We start from the raw sequence: 15,471 nt of genomic DNA, 5'->3' as shown, positions 1-15,471 counted from the left end.
AATACTAACAGAAGATTATTTGAAGACCTTAATAATGGACTTGTTCAGTATACAAAATCCAAAGAATTAATGCGTAATTTATGTTATGATTTAAATAAAAGCTTTAATAATTATGCTTTGTTAAAAGAAACTCCTGGTTATCATATGTCAACAGGAGAAGGGAACTTGATTGAAATATTTTCACAACTTTATTCGTATTTATTGAAGCATGAAAAAAGTGGTGAGGATATTATACTGCTAGTTGATGAATTAGAAACGGGAATGCATCTAGAGTGGTCTAGGAGATTAATAAAAATTCTTATTGATAATCTTTCTGGAATATTGGAAGACGAGGGAAAGGGGAGAAAGATCCAACTCATCTTTACAACTCATTCTCCTTACATGCTTTCGGATATTAAACCAGGAAATGTGATTATGCTTGAAAAGAATCAAGAAACTGGATATTCAGAAGGTAAAGTTCTTCAAAACACTTTCGCTAAGAATATCCAAGAAATCATGAAGGAAAATTTGATTGATAACATTTATGGTGATTTTGCCTTAGCAAAGATTAATTCTATGATTGATAGACTAAACGGAGAAGAGAAACAGGAAGGAAATGAAGAAGAACTATTAAAAGAAATTCATTTGATTAGCGAGCCTATTCTTCGTAATAAATTATTAGAGATGTATGATAAGAAATACAATACCTCAGAATTTAGTATTGAAAAACAACTACAGAAGTTGAATCTGAATGAGGAACAACGCAAGCAGGTCAGAGCAATGATTGAAGAAAATATAAGTAATGCCGATGCGGATAAATAAGTTTGCAAGTAAATAGTTTGAATTATCAATATAATCATTCGAAAATGAACAATAGAAAGTAATAATATGAAACATAAAATCGCAATTCTCTCTGATATACATGGGAATGCCACAGCCTTGAAGGTAGTTCTGTCAGATGCTAAAAGACAGGAAGCGACAGAATATTGGCTTCTAGGGGATATTTTTCTCCCTGGTCCGGGGGAAAATGACTTGCTAGCCTTGTTAAAAGACCTGCCTATCACAGCGGCTGTCCGCGGGAACTGGGATGATTGTGTCCTAGAGGCCTTAGATGGTCAATATGGATTAGAAGACCCACAGGAAGTCCAGCTCTTGCGTATGACGCAGTATTTGATGGAGCGAATGGATCCTGATCAGATCACTTGGCTGCGGAGTCTGCCTATGGTTGCGAAGAAAGAAATTGATGGGCTGCGTTTTTCGCTCTCTCATAATTTGCCTGACAAAAACTATGGTGCTGACTTGTTGGTTGACAATGATACGGAGAAATTTGACCAGCTACTGGATGAGGAGACCGATGTGGCAGTTTACGGTCATGTCCACAAGCAGTTGCTTCGTTATGGCAGCCAAGGGCAACAAATTATCAATCCCGGTTCAATTGGCATGCCCTATTTTGATTGGTCGGCCTTGAAAAATCACCGTGCCCAGTATGCCTTGTTAGAAGTTGAAAGCGGGGAACTGGTGAACATTCAATTCCGAAAAGTCGCCTATGACTACGAGGCAGAGTTGGAATTGGCTAAAGAAAAAGCTCTTCCTTTCATCGAAATGTACGAAGAATTACGACGTGAAGATAATTACCAAGGGCACAACCGAGAATTATTGGCTGACTTGAATGACAAGTATGGTTACGTAGAGGATGTTAAGCAGTTTTTTCAGATAGATGAACCAAAAGAAAATGGAAGTTGAAGAGAGATGGCATTGAGTTTTGAAGGATGGTTTAGATGTTTGAGAAGATTAAATTAGATCCGTTGAACCAGTTTTATCCAGTGAATCTAGATAAGATTAGGGATAGTGAATCAAAGCTGGGCATTCAAATCCCTGTGCTCCTTAAAGAATTTTATGCAGAAGTTGGATATGGCTTTCTAAAAAGCAAGGTGGACAATATAAATCGTATCATGGATCCAGAGTCCGTATTAGACTTTAGATTGAGGCAACATGATTTTGAGTTTTATCCAGATATTGAAATCTACAATCAATTTGAGAATGATAAAATAGTTTTCTTTGAAGCCAATGAAGTAGCACTGTTATCTATCGGATTTGCTGCTGAAAATGAGGGGAAAATCTACTATTATGATAAGGAAATTGCTCCTAATCTAGTAGAGATTCTAGACCGGCTTATGGAAGATGACACCTTCTATTATGACTTGATATAGCTGGATTTTTTTGGTGAATAGAAACAAATACCGATTTTTATAATCATGTTGAAGAAGTCGAGCGCTTTATCAATAGTAGCCAACTAGCTTCAAAAGCTAAAATAATTAGATAGGATGATGACAATGACACAATTTGAAGATAAATTTATGGAAATTCAGGCTAGTATGATTTCACTAGCAATGGAATATGTGCGAAATCAAGCAGAAAAAGTATATATTTATTGCATTTCTGAAGAAGCTTTGCAATCATATAAAGTATTTTATAAGATTAATGGTGTTGTAATAGAAATGGATAAAGTTAATGAAGTTGCAACAGAAAAAGTAGATGATTCTGACAATATGGCATTCGCTGTATTGAGATATGGAGCTGAAGATATACAAAAATTGCTTGATATTTGCCAAGAATACGGTCGCGAGCACCCAACTGAAATGTGGCTTGTCTATGATGCTCAGAAAAACAGTCTTGATAGTCGCTATAGCTATGAAGGGCGTTATGACAAGGATGAAGAATTGCTTCCACGTCTGGAGTTTGAAAAATGGTTTGAGGAAGTGAAGAACAGTACTCAAGCTTAATGCTTGCGACAATCTCTAGTTGAATGATAGAAAAGCAGAGGCGAAATGCTTTCCATGCGACCAAGTGTGTGGTGGGGCTGCTTTTGAAAAGTAAAACAAAAAGAAAGTTGAAGACAGATGGGGCTGAATTTTGACAAGCATAAAGAACATTTGGAGAAGGATATCCGTGCAGAGCTCCAGAAAAAATTTGGAACTGCTTTTGAAATAGAAGGAATCTCTGATATTGTCTTGAGTTCATATTGTCCGACTTTTCTCTTTAAAATCAATCTAGAAAATTATAAAGAAAAGTTGGATATTTTAGTAGACGGCAGCGATTTACACTTGAAGTGGGGTGAAAAGCCTACATACGGGATACAATACAAGTATCTGCCAGAAACCTTGGAGGAAGGACTGGGAAGAATAAAAACCTACCTAGATCAGCCAGAACAGATTTTTCTTGAACCTCTTACTCCCGAAAATGATTATCTTAAGATACGAGCTATTGAAGCAATGATTGAAAATATTTTCGATGGGAAAACGGAAACGGATAAGTGGGAAAAACCTGTCGAAAAGGGCGAAAATTATCGAATCATTATTACAAGCATAATACCTAGCTACAAAGCTTCTTTTACTCTGGAGCTGCTAGAACAAGATTTCATTGTGAGAGATATTGTCCCCTTAGATGCTAGTGTAGGAAGTCAGGAATTGTTGCTTGATTGTCCAGTCCAGTTAAATTCCTCTAATTTATCCTCTTTTCTAAGCAAGTGTAAGATTTATTTAAAAGAACATTTAGAAAAAGACAAAACTGGCATGAGTCTTTCTGTGGCTTCTATGTCTGATTTAGAGCTGATTTTAAAGGCTCCTCTAAGTCTGGATACGGTTGATACAAAGGTTTTAGAAATACAGAAGATTATAGAAGAGCTGTTTTTAGGTAAGATTGAATTTGACAAAACGACAAAGGAAATGGAAGGCGACTACCTTTATAGGGCCTATTTCTTTGTAAGATCTAGATTTTATCGAGTTTCTTTCATGATTACGTTGATTGGACAGCACTTTTACATCATGGTGTCACTTCCAGATCATCCAGAACTGAGAGAGAAATGGCCCTTACGCGGGTATCCCTACAAACTAACCAAAGAAAATCTGAGGCTAATCTTAAAAGAAGTGGTGGCGTATGGTCTAAAACATAAGCCACAGACTGAAAATGAGGTGGTTCAGGAGATTCAAGCAAGTCAAGAAGTAACTGAACCTACAGCAAAAATTCAGACTCAAGAGAGAGAAGCTAAAGACGGTGGCAAAGAGCAGGCAGATAAACGGGCTTACTTAGGATTGAGAAAGCTCTGGAAACTGCAGGTCTTTATTTTCTTTATCTTGATGATTATAGCTTTTGGCTTAGAGGTTTATATGGCTAGGTCAAGCTATAAAGCCTTCAAAATGAGGATTCAGTTTAGTTGGGTATCTATGCATAGTTTTTCGTTTCTCTTTCTTACCATTTTTGGTTTTTTGACACTCTATCCCAATGGGATGAAGATAAATGAATTTTTGCATCAGTATCCTCGTTGGAAAGGTTTCCCAACCAAAGGAGTCCCTCTTCCAGAAAAAGAGACTTTGTGGACGATATTTGTCTTGTTGCTGGTTCTACTGTTTGGAGCTATTGATTATTCTGTGCGGAAACCTGAACCAAAAGTTGAAATTCATAAGTTAAGTCAAGAACTATATAGAGGCTTTGAGTAAGAAAGAAACTCAAGTTGTAGTGATTTGAAAAAGTGCTGAAGAGAGTCAAGTAGCCAGAATGGAGAAAACGAAACTCCTACAAGGGAATAATCTTATCAAGTGGCAAGGACAGACAGCTTTACTTGATAGAGAATGAAAAAATCCTTTGTGAAAAACCTCTGCAAGCTCTTTCAATTTGTGGTAAAATAAGAGTAACAGAAATTAGAAAAGGAAATCAATTATGAAATTTCTTGAATTAAACAAAAAGCGTCATGCGACTAAGCATTTCAATGATAAACCGGTAGATCCTAAGGATGTCCGTACAGCTATTGAAATTGCGACCTTGGCACCAAGTGCTCATAATAGTCAGCCGTGGAAGTTTGTAGTAGTGCGTGAGCGAAATGAAGCTTTAGCGGGTATTACCTTTGGCTCCAACCAAGATCAAATCAAGGAAGCTCCAGTGACAATTGCCCTCTTTACAGATACGGATTTGGCTAAGCGGGCACGAAAAATCGCGCGTGTCGCTGGAGTAAGAAATTTTTCTGATGAACAGCTTCAATTTTACATGCAGAATTTGCCAGCTGAGTTTGCTCGCTATAATGATCAGCAAAAGAGTGATTACTTGGCCCTTAACGCTGGCTTGGTAGCTATGAACCTTGTTTTGGCCTTGACTGACCAAGGTATTGGCTCAAATATCATCCTAGGATTTGATAAATCAAAAGTCAACCAAGTTTTGGAGATTGATGAGCGCTTCCGTCCAGAACTCTTAATTACTGTTGGTTATACAGACGACAAGCTAGAGCCTAGCTATCGTTTACCAGTTGACGAGATTATCGAAAAGCGTTAATAAAGTAAAAAATAGTTTAACTCGAAGTATTTTATAGAGGTGAGAAAATGACAATTGATTTTAAAGCAGAAGTTGAAAAACGTAGAGAAGCTCTGTTGGCGGACTTGTTTAGCCTTTTAGAAATTAATTCAGAGCGGGATGATTCAAAGGCAGACAAGGAACATCCTTTTGGACCTGGTCCTGTAAAGGCCTTGCATAAATTCTTGGAAATTGCTGAACGTGATGGTTATCCGACTCAAAATGTGGACAATTATGCTGGTCACTTTACTTTTGGTGAAGGAAAAGAAGAACTGGGGATCTTTGCCCATATGGATGTGGTACCTGCTGGAAGCGGTTGGGATACAGACCCTTATACACCGACGATTAAAGATGGCCGTCTCTATGCCCGTGGTTCTAGTGATGACAAGGGACCGACTATGGCATGTTACTACGGTTTGAAAATCATCAAAGACTTAGGCTTGCCGGTTTCTAAGCGCGTGCGCTTTGTGGTCGGGACAGATGAAGAGTCTGGCTGGAAAGATATGGAGTATTACTTTGCTCATGTAGGTCTGCCTGAGCCTGATTTCGGCTTCTCGCCAGACGCTGAATTTCCGATTATCAATGGTGAAAAAGGAAATATCACAGAGTACTTGCATTTTGCTGGTGAAAATGCTGGCGTAGCACGCCTACATAGCTTTACTGGCGGTTTGCGGGAAAATATGGTTCCTGAGTCTGGTACAGCTGTCTTGTCAGGTCACTTGCCAAATCTAGTTGATAAATTGGAGCAGTTTGCTAAGGAAAATGGGCTAGACTTCACATATGAAGAACTAGCTAGTGGCCAAGTCACTGTGACCATTATTGGTAAGTCTGCGCACGGTGCTTCTCCTCAGTCTGGTATCAATGGTGCAACCTATTTGGCCAAATTCCTAACGCAGTTTGACTTTGCGGGTCCTGCTAAGGATTACCTAGATGTGGCTGGAAATATTCTCCTAAATGACCATGAGGGTAAGAACTTGAAGATTGCTCATGTGGATGAGAAGATGGGAGCTCTGTCAATGAATGCGGGCGTTTTCCGTTTTGACGAAAACAAAGCCGACAATACAATTGCCCTCAATATTCGCTATCCTAAGGGAACTAGTCCAGAAGAAATTCAAAATGTTTTAGAGCAGTTGCCAGTAAGCAAAGTGACCTTGTCTGAGCATGGACATACTCCTCACTATGTACCGATGGAAGATCCGTTGGTGCAGACCTTGCTGGCTGTTTATGAAAAACAAACTGGACTGAAAGGTCATGAGCAAGTTATCGGTGGTGGTACCTTTGGACGCCTCTTGAAACGTGGTGTCGCTTACGGCGCTATGTTCCCAGATTATATCGATACTATGCACCAAGCCAATGAATTTATCGATGTTGAAGATCTATTCCGTGCGGCTGCAATCTATGCGGAAGCTATCTACGAATTGATCAAATAAGATAAAAACTCATTTGGCTCTGCTAGATGAGTTTCTTTTCAAGGAAGGAAATATGATGCAGACAATAGAAGATATTACCAAGGCCATTATAGCTGACCCACAGAATCAAACTTTCACAGAGCAGGGCATTAAGCCACTTTTTGCAGCGCCTAAGAATGCTCGGATTAACATTGTCGGTCAAGCGCCGGGTCTGAAAACTCAGCAGGCAGGGCTTTACTGGAAGGACAAGAGTGGCGACCGGCTGAGAGAATGGCTGGGAGTTGATGAAGAAACTTTTTATCAGTCTGGTTATTTTGCGGTTTTGCCCATGGATTTTTATTTCCCAGGGCATGGCAAGTCTGGAGATTTACCGCCTCGTAAAGGCTTTGCTGAAAAATGGCATCAGCCAATTTTAGAGCTCCTACCAGGTATTGAGTTGACTATCTTGATTGGTCAGTATGCACAGAAATATTATCTGCATCAAAAAGGAAATATCAAGCTGACCGAGACGGTGCAGCATTATCAAGACTACCTGCCTGATTTTTTCCCTTTGGTCCACCCATCGCCCCGCAACCAAATCTGGATGGCTAAAAATCCTTGGTTTGCAGAGCGGGTTGTGCCAGACTTGCAAGCGTTGGTGCAAAAGATTATTCATCAATAAAGGAGAAAAACTATGGATGCTTATCAACAAGTAGCTAACAAGTTGCAAGAGTTGGGGATCACCTTTGATGTGGTGGAGCACCCTCCTGCATTTACGACAGAGCAGGCAGATAGCTATATTGAAGGCATGGAAGGTGTTCGGACTAAGTCCATGTTTTTGACCAATAAGAAGAAAACTCAGTACTATCTGCTCATCATGGACGACAAGAAACGATTGGATATGGATGACTTTAAAGTTCAAGTGGGAGCCGATCGGATTCGCATGGCTTCATTGGACTCCTTGGCTGAGAAAATGAACCTACCAGCAGGAACGGTATCGCCTTTTGGTTTGCTCAATAATGAGGAGAAAGACATTCAAGTTTATTTTGATAAAGAGATTATCAACGAAGAACGCATGACTTTCCATCCTAATACTAATGAAAAGACGATTTTTGTCGCGACCCGAGATATTTTTAAGTTCTTGACTCATCTTGGTTATGATTATCAAATTTTGGAACTTTGATTTCTGGAAAAGCTGTGGGTTTTCTTGACCTCACAGTTTTTTTTGTTCCAAGATTTAGAGAAAGCTTAATAATTTTTCTAAAATAGTAATAGAAGGCTGGCAATAGAAAAAAGCCTGAGTGATATTCAGGCTTTTTGGGATAGATTGGATAAAGGGCACTCTTCTAAATGTCTCTAGTTGGATGATTGAGTGCTGGACTCTGTTGTTGTATGCTGGTCTTGGCTTGTCGAACTGCTGTCAGTGGAAGTAGTTGTATGGCTCGTATTCGTTTCTGCGCTTGAAGAACTTGAGGATGTTTCGGTCTCAGTAGCAGCAGAAGTTTCTGTTGGAGTCGAGCTAACAGATGTAGACTCTTTTTCTACCTCTTTGATAATGGTAGTAGTCGTAGTCGAGTTGCCTGTATCAGTTTTTGATTTTGAGTCATTGTTGTTCATAAGGTTCATGATGGTAAAGCAAGCAATGACGATTGAAAGAAGACTGGCAATTGTAGCAATAGTCTTTTGGAGGGCGGAAAAGCCAGTTTTAATATGCTGACTAGCTGGTTTTCGATTTGAAGTGCTGTTATTTTTTTCTTTGCGAGAATAGTTTTCCATGTAAAAGTCGCTCCTTTTCGTTCTTAATTTATTATACGTCTTTTATTTAGAAAAGTCTTCCAAAAATTTGAAAATTTCAAATGAAAACGTACACAAAAGATAAATAACAACAGCTCTAAAAGGCGGAGAGATAAGCCTCCTAGAGCTGTTCGTTTTATCAAAATGTTAGAGCTGTTTTGGTGTCGTTTCAGAGTCAAGGGCAGCTTGGGCCACAGCTAGCCGAGCTGCTGGGACTCGATAAGGGGAGCAGGAGACATAAGTGACTCCGATTTCTTGTAAGAAAGGAATGGAAGCTGGATCACCGCCAACTTCGCCACAAACTCCGATGGACAAGGTTGGATCTATTTGGCGGGCTTTTTCAATGGCCAATTTCATCAATTGGCCGACACCTTCTTGATCAAGGCTTTGGAAAGGATCCTGGGTGAGCAACTTTTTCTCTTTATAGTCGTTGAGGAATTTTCCGATATCATCCCTTGAAAAGCCAAAAGTCATCTGGGTCAAGTCATTGGTTCCAAAGCTGAAGAAGTCCGCTTCCTGAGCCAGCTGATCAGCAATGAAGCAGGATCTCGGCAGTTCGATCATGGTACCAATGTCATATGGGAATGGAGAGCATTGATGCTTTTTGAAAATCCATTCGATATGCTTGATGAGCAGCTCTTTAAGATAGACAAGCTCTGATTTTGTAGCAATCAGCGGAATCATAATTTCAGGACGAACTGGATTTCCTTCTTGCTGCAGTCGAATGGCGCTGCTAAAGATAGCTTCTATTTGCATCTTATAGATATCTGGCAAGGTAATTCCCAAGCGACAGCCGCGATGGCCAAGCATAGGATTTGTTTCTTGTAATTGCGTGATGTTTCTTTCTAGTTGACTAGCTTTTTTATTGAGCTTTTCAGCCAGCAGGGCAATTTCTAGATGGTCTTTCGGGAGAAATTCGTGCATTGGAGGATCCAATAGGCGGACAATCATGGCCTTTTTGCCAACAGTCTGGAACATTTGATAGAAGTCTTCGGCTTGGTAATCAAGGAGATGACCAAGCGCCTCCCGTCTTTCTATCTCATTTTCGGCCAGAATTAATCTCCTCATTTGCAGAATTCTCTCCTCACCGAAAAACATATGCTCGGTTCGTGCTAGTCCAATGCCTTGCGCTCCGAAGCTAATAGCGGTTTGCAAATCTTGAATCGTTTCAGCATTGGCTCGGACTGTAAGTTTAGCTATTTCATCAGCCCAAGTCAGCAAGAGCTGCAAATCCTGATCTTTTTCTACAGAGACAGTCGGGATTTGCCCCAGATAAAGAAAACCAGTCCGACCATCTACGGATAGAATATCTCCTTCATTGAGCAAGATATCTCCGCACTGGATGGTCTTGCTATCCTCTTGGACAAGTAGATCTCCACATCCTGCGACACAGCAGGTTCCCATCCCTCGGGCGACAACTGCCGCGTGTGAGGTCATCCCACCTTGGCTAGTGACGATTGCTTGGCTGACAATCATTCCTTCTATATCTTCGGGAGAAGTTTCTTGGCGGACCAGCACAACTTTTTCGCCAGCTTCATGTAGTTCTTTGGCTCGCTTGGCAGTAAAGACAATTTTTCCTGTTGCAGCACCGGGACTGGCTGGCAATCCTTGCGCTAAAATTGTCGCTTGCTGGAGCTTATTCTCATCAAAGACTGGGTGAATCAGCTGATTGATATGAGCAGGGCTAATCCGACGAATGGCCTCGCACTTGTCTATCTTGCCTTCTTCTACTAATTGCAGAGCGATTTTCAAAGCAGCCTTGACCGTTCGCTTACCATTACGGGTTTGCAGGATATAGAGCTTGCCCTTTTCGATTGTAAATTCGATATCTTGCATATCTTTATAGTGATCTTCAAGGATGTGGGCATATTCTTGAAAAGCAGCATAGGCTTCAGGCATCTTTTCTTGCAGATGTTGAATGGGCTCGGGTGTACGAATACCAGCCACGACATCCTCTCCTTGGGCATTTAAAAGAAATTCGCCAAAGAGGCCCTTTTGACCAGTTGCTGGATTTCGAGTGAAGACGACACCAGTTCCACTTTCTTGATCAAAGTTGCCAAAGACCATGACTTGAACATTAACAGCGGTTCCTAAATCTCCTGGAATCTGATTGAGCTTGCGATAGACTTGGGCGCGTGGGTTATTCCAAGAGCGGAAAACGGCTTTGATGGCAGCGAAGAGTTGTTCCTTAGGATTTTGAGGAAAAGTCTGATAATGCTCGCGATACAGCTGCTTGTACTGATCAATGAGAGCTTGGTGCTCTTCCAAACTAAAGTCGTTGGCAGTCTTACCAGCGTTCTTCTCAAAATAGGAGAGCAACTGATCGAAGTCCTCTTTGGGAATTTGGAAAACGACATCTGCATACATCTGGAGCAGCCTGCGGTAGCAATTATAGGCAAAAGCCATATTGGTTTTGGAAGCCAAGGTTTGGGTTCGCAAGTCATTTAATCCTAAGTTTAAAATCGTATCCATCATGCCAGGCATAGAAAACTTGGCGCCGCTGCGAACAGAGACTAGCAGTTGCTCCTCTTCGTTCCCTGAAAAGTATTGTCCGGTTTTTTGCTCCAATTCAGAAATAGCCTGCAAGACATTCTCTCTTAAATTTTCTTCAAAAAAGGAGGGCTTATTTAAAAAATGCATACAGGCTTCCGTCGTAATGGTGAATCCCGGCGGAACTGGCAAACCTAAATTGGTCATTTCAGCTAAATTGGCACCCTTGCCACCCAGAAGAGCATTTTGCTCGGCTCGTCCTTCCTCAAAGGAATAAATCCATTTCGTCATATCTTACCTCCAAATAGACAAAAATGTGTCACATATATCTTATCTATATTCTAATATACATCACATATATTTGTCAACGAAAAAAATCGTTATATTTCATTGATATAAGATAAAAATATGATATAATATGACAGAAAAATATGAAAAATAAAGTATTCTATCTCTAAAAAGGAGACATATTGCATTGGAATTATCAGCACGTCAAAAACAGATTGTTGACATTGTCAAGAAAGAGCAGCCAGTTAGCGGGGAAAAGATTTCGGAATTGATGGAGATTTCTAGAGCAACCTTACGCTCAGACCTGTCCTTTTTGACGCTGGTTGGCATTTTAAAAGCGACGCCCAAGGTTGGTTATACTTATTCAGGGAATGATTTGGAAACCTTATTTTTCTTTGACACTTTTCGCAAGAAAGCGGAAGATATCATGGTTTCTCCCGTTTTGGTGCCTCAAGACACTTCCATACAGGATGCGGTGATAAGGCTCTTTATGTATGACGCGGATGTTCTTTATGTCATTGATGAAAAGAAGCTACTCTTAGGAATTGTCTCGCGCAAGGATTTGCTACGAGCGGCTTTATCCAGTAGTATCGGAACAACGCCTATTGCAGTTTGTATGACGCGGATGCCTCATCTTAGAACCTGCCATAAGGATATGAATATACTAGAGGTGGCCGCCCTTTTGCAGGATTTTGCCATTGACTCCCTGCCGGTGGTAGAGAAAGATAATGAGCGCAAGATTTTAGGAACGGTGACTAAGACAGCTCTGCTGGACTATATCATTCAAGAAGCGCGCCAAGCGGAAGTAAAGAGACAGGAGTAGTGACAATGAAGAAAGAAATTATTGTATATAGCATTTCGGACTCTTTAGGAGGAACCTCGCAGCGACTCTTGTCTGCTGTAAGTGCGCAGTATCCAGATTTGACATTTAATAATAGCTACCGTTTTCCTTTTATAGACAAAGAGCAAGAATTACTGGAAATTTTACAAGATGCTTTAAAAGATGATGCCTTGGTCATCAGTACCTTGGTAAATGGAGAATTAGCTAGACTAGCTAGAGAATTTAGCCAAAACCACAAGCTGGCCTACATTGATCTCATGCACCCTTTCTTTGAAATCATAGGAGAAAAGACTGGGATTAGCCCGATTGAGATACCAGGAACCTTGCACCGTTTGGATACGGAATATTTTAATAAAATATCAGCGATTGAGTTTGCTGTAAAGCATGATGATGGCAAATCTCCACAGGGATTTTTGGAGTCGGATCTAGTTCTACTAGGAGTTTCACGGACTTCAAAAACTCCTCTCAGCATTTTTTTGGCCAATAAGGGCTACAAAGTTTCCAATTTGCCTTTGATTCCAGAAGTTCCGCTTCCTCAAGTTTTAGACAAGGTGGACAAGCGTAGGATGATTGGTCTGGTCTGTGAGCCAGAAAAATTAGTCAAAATTCGTAGCAACCGTCTTAATTCGTTGGGCTTGTCCCACTCGACCAGTTACACAGATTTGGAAAAGATTTATCAGGAATTAGACTATTCCAAAGAAGTCTTTAGAAAATATCAGACGGAGGTCATCAATATTACAGATAAATCAATTGAAGAGACAGCTTTCCTAATTGAGGATTATTTAAAAAAATTAGATATGATTGGCGAGGCGAAGTAATCGTCTTCAGGGCCAGTTCCTAAATTTATCAGGTAGGAACTGCGCCCTTTTCTTGTCCCTAGGCTCGTTTCGTGTTACAATAGGAGTATTGATTTTTACTGATAAATACAGAGGAAAAAGATGATTTATTTAGATAATTCAGCGACAACCAAGCCTTATCCAGAGGCGCTGGCCACCTATACAGAAGTGGCTTCTAAAATCTGGGGCAATCCTTCTAGCTTGCATAGTTTGGGCAGTCAGGCAACTCGTCTCTTAGAAGCCTCTCGTCGGCAAATAGCAGAGCTTTTAGGCAAGTCTTCGTCGGAGATTTTTTTTACGTCTGGAGGGACAGAAGGGGACAACTGGGTGCTAAAGGGAGTTGCTTTTGAAAAGGTTCCTTTTGGCAAACACATCATCGTATCCAACATTGAGCATCCCGCGGTTAAAGAATCAGCCCTCTGGCTGCAGAGTCAAGGGTTTGAAATAGATTTTGCCCCAGTGGATAAGTCTGGTTTTGTTGATGTAAACAAGCTAGCGGAGCTGATTCGACCAGACACCACTCTAATCTCCATCATGGCTGTCAATAATGAAATCGGCAGTATTCAGCCCATTCAGAAGATATCTGAACTGCTAGCAGACAAGCCGACTATTTCCTTTCATGTGGATGCTGTACAGGCTGTTACGAAGATTCCGACTGCTGCTTATCTGACGGGCCGTGTGGATTTTGCGACATTTTCCAGTCATAAATTTCACGGTCTGCGGGGCGTAGGATTTGTCTATATCAAGTCTGGCAAGAAAATCAGTCCCCTCTTGACTGGTGGCGGTCAGGAGTCGGACAAGCGCTCAACGACAGAAAATCTAGCTGGCATTGCTGCCACAGCTAAGGCTCTGCGGCTGTCCATGGAAAAGCAAGAAGTCTTTGCCCAGCGGACGGCTCAGATGAAGAAGATTCTCCTTGAAGAGCTGCAGAAGTATCCAGATGTGGTGATTTTCTCAGACATAAAGGATTTTGCGCCCCATATACTAACCTTTGGTATCAAGGGAGTGCGAGGTGAAGTTGTCGTTCATGCATTTGAAGACTACGAGATTTATATCTCGACTACCAGCGCTTGCTCTTCTAAGGCTGGAAAGCCAGCAGGAACCCTAATCGCTATGGGCGTTGAGAAATCTCTGGCTCAAACTGCTGTTCGTATCAGTTTGGATCTTGACAATGATATGAGCCAGATGGAGCAGTTTTTGACAACCTTTAAAATCATTTACGAAAAAACCAGAAAAGTAAGGTAAACAATGCATTATTCAGAAATTATGGTACGCTACGGTGAGCTCTCAACCAAGGGCAAGAACCGCATGCGCTTTATCAACAAACTCAAACGCAATATCCAATCAGTCTTATCAGCCTATCCGCAGGTCCATGTCAAGGCTGATCGTGACCGGACTCATGTTTATCTGCACGGTACAGACTATCAGCCAGTTGCTGAGTCACTCAAGCAGATTTTCGGGATTCAGAATTTCTCGCCATCTTATAGGGTTAAAAAGTCTGTACCAGCCTTGATTGAAGCTGTTCAAACCATTATGAAGCAAGTCTATCAGGAAGGCATGACCTTTAAGATTACCAGCAAGCGCAGTGACCACAGCTTTGAATTGGATAGCCGTGAGCTTAACCAGACACTTGGTGATGCCGTTTTTGAGGCTATTCCCAATGTTCAGGTCAAGATGAAAGCGCCGGATATTGAGCTGCGGGTCGAGATCCGAGAAGAAGCGGCCTATATCTCTTATGAGACGATTCGTGGTGCTGGGGGATTGCCAGTCGGTACTTCGGGAAAGGGTATGCTTATGCTGTCTGGCGGGATTGACTCACCAGTGGCGGGCTATTTGGCTCTCAAGCGCGGTGTAGATATCGAGGCGGTTCACTTTGCCAGTCCGCCTTATACCAGTCCAGGTGCGTTGAAAAAAGCTCAAGATTTGACGCGAAAATTGACCAAGTTTGGCGGTAACATCCAGTTTATCGAAGTTCCTTTTACAGAGATTCAGGAGGAAATCAAGGCTAAGGCTCCAGAAGCTTACCTGATGACACTGACTCGTCGCTTTATGATGCGTATTACGGACCGGATTCGGGAGGAGCGGGGCGCTCAAGTCATTATCAATGGAGAAAGTCTAGGTCAGGTGGCCAGTCAAACTATCGAGAGTATGCAGGCTATTAATGCCGTGACCAATACACCGGTTATCCGTCCTGTCGTGACGATGGACAAGCTGGAAATCATTGAGATTGCAGAAAAAATCGATACTTTCCAAATCTCTATCCAGCCATTTGAAGACTGCTGTACCATTTTTGCTCCCGACCGGCCTAAAACTAATCCTAAAATCAAGAATGTTGAGCAGTACGAAGCTCGCCTAGATGTTGAAGGTTTGGTAGAACGTGCCGTTGCAGGCATCATGATTACAGAAATCACGCCACAAGCAGAGGCGGATGCGGTTGACGAGCTGATTGAGGACTTGTTATAAGAGTTTACGGAGTATCTTTCTGCTAAAAGAATCTGGAAGCTATTTCCATTGA

The 15,471-nt window shown here is 41.3% G+C and carries 15 protein-coding genes; 13 read left to right on the top strand and 2 right to left on the bottom strand.

The features are described 5' to 3' along the window. The 9 genes from D8872_RS07305 to D8872_RS07265 all read left to right on the top strand — a co-directional run. Positions 1–801: AAA family ATPase (locus D8872_RS07305; RefSeq protein WP_142999574.1), on the top strand; the 801-nt coding region annotated here is incomplete at its 5' end. Positions 802–867: 66 nt separating this feature from the next. Continuing rightward, a complete protein-coding gene (locus tag D8872_RS07300) occupies positions 868–1,722 on the top strand; it encodes a metallophosphoesterase family protein (RefSeq protein WP_125390476.1) in 855 nt (284 codons plus the stop codon). 35 nt (positions 1,723–1,757) lie between these two features. Beyond that, positions 1,758–2,189 carry an SMI1/KNR4 family protein gene (locus tag D8872_RS07295; protein WP_125390475.1) on the top strand — a complete coding sequence of 144 codons (432 nt, stop codon included), beginning with the start codon at positions 1,758–1,760 and terminating at the stop codon, positions 2,187–2,189. A 123-nt stretch (positions 2,190–2,312) separates the two neighbouring features. Then, complete coding sequence (locus tag D8872_RS07290) at positions 2,313–2,762, top strand: hypothetical protein (protein ID WP_125390474.1); 450 nt, start codon at positions 2,313–2,315, stop codon at positions 2,760–2,762. A gap of 117 nt (positions 2,763–2,879) precedes the next feature. Then, entirely contained in the window at positions 2,880–4,475 is a 1,596-nt protein-coding gene (locus D8872_RS07285; RefSeq protein ID WP_125390473.1) for a hypothetical protein, read from the top strand. A 220-nt stretch (positions 4,476–4,695) separates the two neighbouring features. Then, complete coding sequence (locus D8872_RS07280; RefSeq protein ID WP_125390472.1) at positions 4,696–5,301, top strand: nitroreductase family protein; 606 nt, start codon at positions 4,696–4,698, stop codon at positions 5,299–5,301. A 47-nt stretch (positions 5,302–5,348) separates the two neighbouring features. Continuing rightward, positions 5,349–6,749, top strand: a complete 1,401-nt coding sequence (pepV, locus tag D8872_RS07275) for a dipeptidase PepV (RefSeq protein WP_125390471.1) — start codon at positions 5,349–5,351, stop codon at positions 6,747–6,749. 55 nt (positions 6,750–6,804) lie between these two features. Beyond that, positions 6,805–7,389: a uracil-DNA glycosylase family protein gene (locus tag D8872_RS07270; RefSeq protein WP_125390479.1), complete on the top strand. Its 585-nt coding sequence runs from the start codon at positions 6,805–6,807 to the stop codon at positions 7,387–7,389. Between the two features lie 12 nt (positions 7,390–7,401). Further along, the gene (locus D8872_RS07265) at positions 7,402–7,890 is read left to right on the top strand and encodes a prolyl-tRNA synthetase associated domain-containing protein (protein WP_125390470.1); all 489 of its coding nucleotides are present in this window, start codon (positions 7,402–7,404) and stop codon (positions 7,888–7,890) included. Positions 7,891–8,063: 173 nt separating this feature from the next. Here D8872_RS07265 and D8872_RS07260 read toward each other — a convergent pair whose 3' ends face one another. Together D8872_RS07260 and ppdK are read right to left on the bottom strand one after the other, a co-directional pair. Next, on the bottom strand, positions 8,064–8,483 hold the full coding sequence (locus D8872_RS07260) for a DUF6556 family protein (RefSeq protein WP_125390469.1): 420 nt from the start codon (positions 8,481–8,483) through the stop codon (positions 8,064–8,066). 165 nt (positions 8,484–8,648) lie between these two features. Continuing rightward, positions 8,649–11,282, bottom strand: a complete 2,634-nt coding sequence (gene ppdK / locus D8872_RS07255; protein ID WP_125390468.1) for a pyruvate, phosphate dikinase — start codon at positions 11,280–11,282, stop codon at positions 8,649–8,651. A 184-nt stretch (positions 11,283–11,466) separates the two neighbouring features. On the opposite strand from ppdK, the gene D8872_RS07250 reads away from it, so the two are divergent. The 4 genes from D8872_RS07250 to thiI all read left to right on the top strand — a co-directional run bounded on the left by D8872_RS07250 (position 11,467) and on the right by thiI (position 15,419). Then, entirely contained in the window at positions 11,467–12,102 is a 636-nt protein-coding gene (locus tag D8872_RS07250; protein ID WP_061422779.1) for a CBS domain-containing protein, read from the top strand. A gap of 5 nt (positions 12,103–12,107) precedes the next feature. After that, positions 12,108–12,938, top strand: coding sequence for a pyruvate, water dikinase regulatory protein (locus tag D8872_RS07245; RefSeq protein WP_125390467.1), 831 nt, complete (start codon positions 12,108–12,110; stop codon positions 12,936–12,938). A gap of 120 nt (positions 12,939–13,058) precedes the next feature. After that, positions 13,059–14,201, top strand: coding sequence for a cysteine desulfurase family protein (locus D8872_RS07240; RefSeq protein WP_125390466.1), 1,143 nt, complete (start codon positions 13,059–13,061; stop codon positions 14,199–14,201). Positions 14,202–14,204: 3 nt separating this feature from the next. After that, complete coding sequence (gene thiI / locus D8872_RS07235; protein ID WP_125390465.1) at positions 14,205–15,419, top strand: tRNA uracil 4-sulfurtransferase ThiI; 1,215 nt, start codon at positions 14,205–14,207, stop codon at positions 15,417–15,419. Positions 15,420–15,471: the final 52 nt, after the last annotated feature.

The sequence above is a fragment of the Streptococcus cristatus genome, from assembly GCF_003943815.1.
GTDB lineage: Bacteria > Bacillota > Bacilli > Lactobacillales > Streptococcaceae > Streptococcus > Streptococcus cristatus_F.
The sequence above is the reverse complement of the archived record's forward strand: the minus strand, read 5'-3'. Positions and strand labels throughout refer to the sequence as shown.

What these genes read in the sequence shown, in the direction of transcription:
- D8872_RS07240 (WP_125390466.1), top strand. Translation starts at nt 13,059, where the DNA reads ATGATTTATTTAGATAATTCAGCGACAACCAAGCCTTATCCAGAGGCG.
- D8872_RS07265 (WP_125390470.1), top strand. Translation starts at nt 7,402, where the DNA reads ATGGATGCTTATCAACAAGTAGCTAACAAGTTGCAAGAGTTGGGGATC.
- ppdK (WP_125390468.1), bottom strand. Translation starts at nt 11,282, where the DNA reads ATGACGAAATGGATTTATTCCTTTGAGGAAGGACGAGCCGAGCAAAAT.
- D8872_RS07270 (WP_125390479.1), top strand. Translation starts at nt 6,805, where the DNA reads ATGCAGACAATAGAAGATATTACCAAGGCCATTATAGCTGACCCACAG.
- D8872_RS07295 (WP_125390475.1), top strand. Translation starts at nt 1,758, where the DNA reads ATGTTTGAGAAGATTAAATTAGATCCGTTGAACCAGTTTTATCCAGTG.
- D8872_RS07290 (WP_125390474.1), top strand. Translation starts at nt 2,313, where the DNA reads ATGACACAATTTGAAGATAAATTTATGGAAATTCAGGCTAGTATGATT.
- D8872_RS07245 (WP_125390467.1), top strand. Translation starts at nt 12,108, where the DNA reads ATGAAGAAAGAAATTATTGTATATAGCATTTCGGACTCTTTAGGAGGA.
- thiI (WP_125390465.1), top strand. Translation starts at nt 14,205, where the DNA reads ATGCATTATTCAGAAATTATGGTACGCTACGGTGAGCTCTCAACCAAG.
- D8872_RS07285 (WP_125390473.1), top strand. Translation starts at nt 2,880, where the DNA reads ATGGGGCTGAATTTTGACAAGCATAAAGAACATTTGGAGAAGGATATC.
- pepV (WP_125390471.1), top strand. Translation starts at nt 5,349, where the DNA reads ATGACAATTGATTTTAAAGCAGAAGTTGAAAAACGTAGAGAAGCTCTG.
- D8872_RS07260 (WP_125390469.1), bottom strand. Translation starts at nt 8,483, where the DNA reads ATGGAAAACTATTCTCGCAAAGAAAAAAATAACAGCACTTCAAATCGA.
- D8872_RS07300 (WP_125390476.1), top strand. Translation starts at nt 868, where the DNA reads ATGAAACATAAAATCGCAATTCTCTCTGATATACATGGGAATGCCACA.
- D8872_RS07280 (WP_125390472.1), top strand. Translation starts at nt 4,696, where the DNA reads ATGAAATTTCTTGAATTAAACAAAAAGCGTCATGCGACTAAGCATTTC.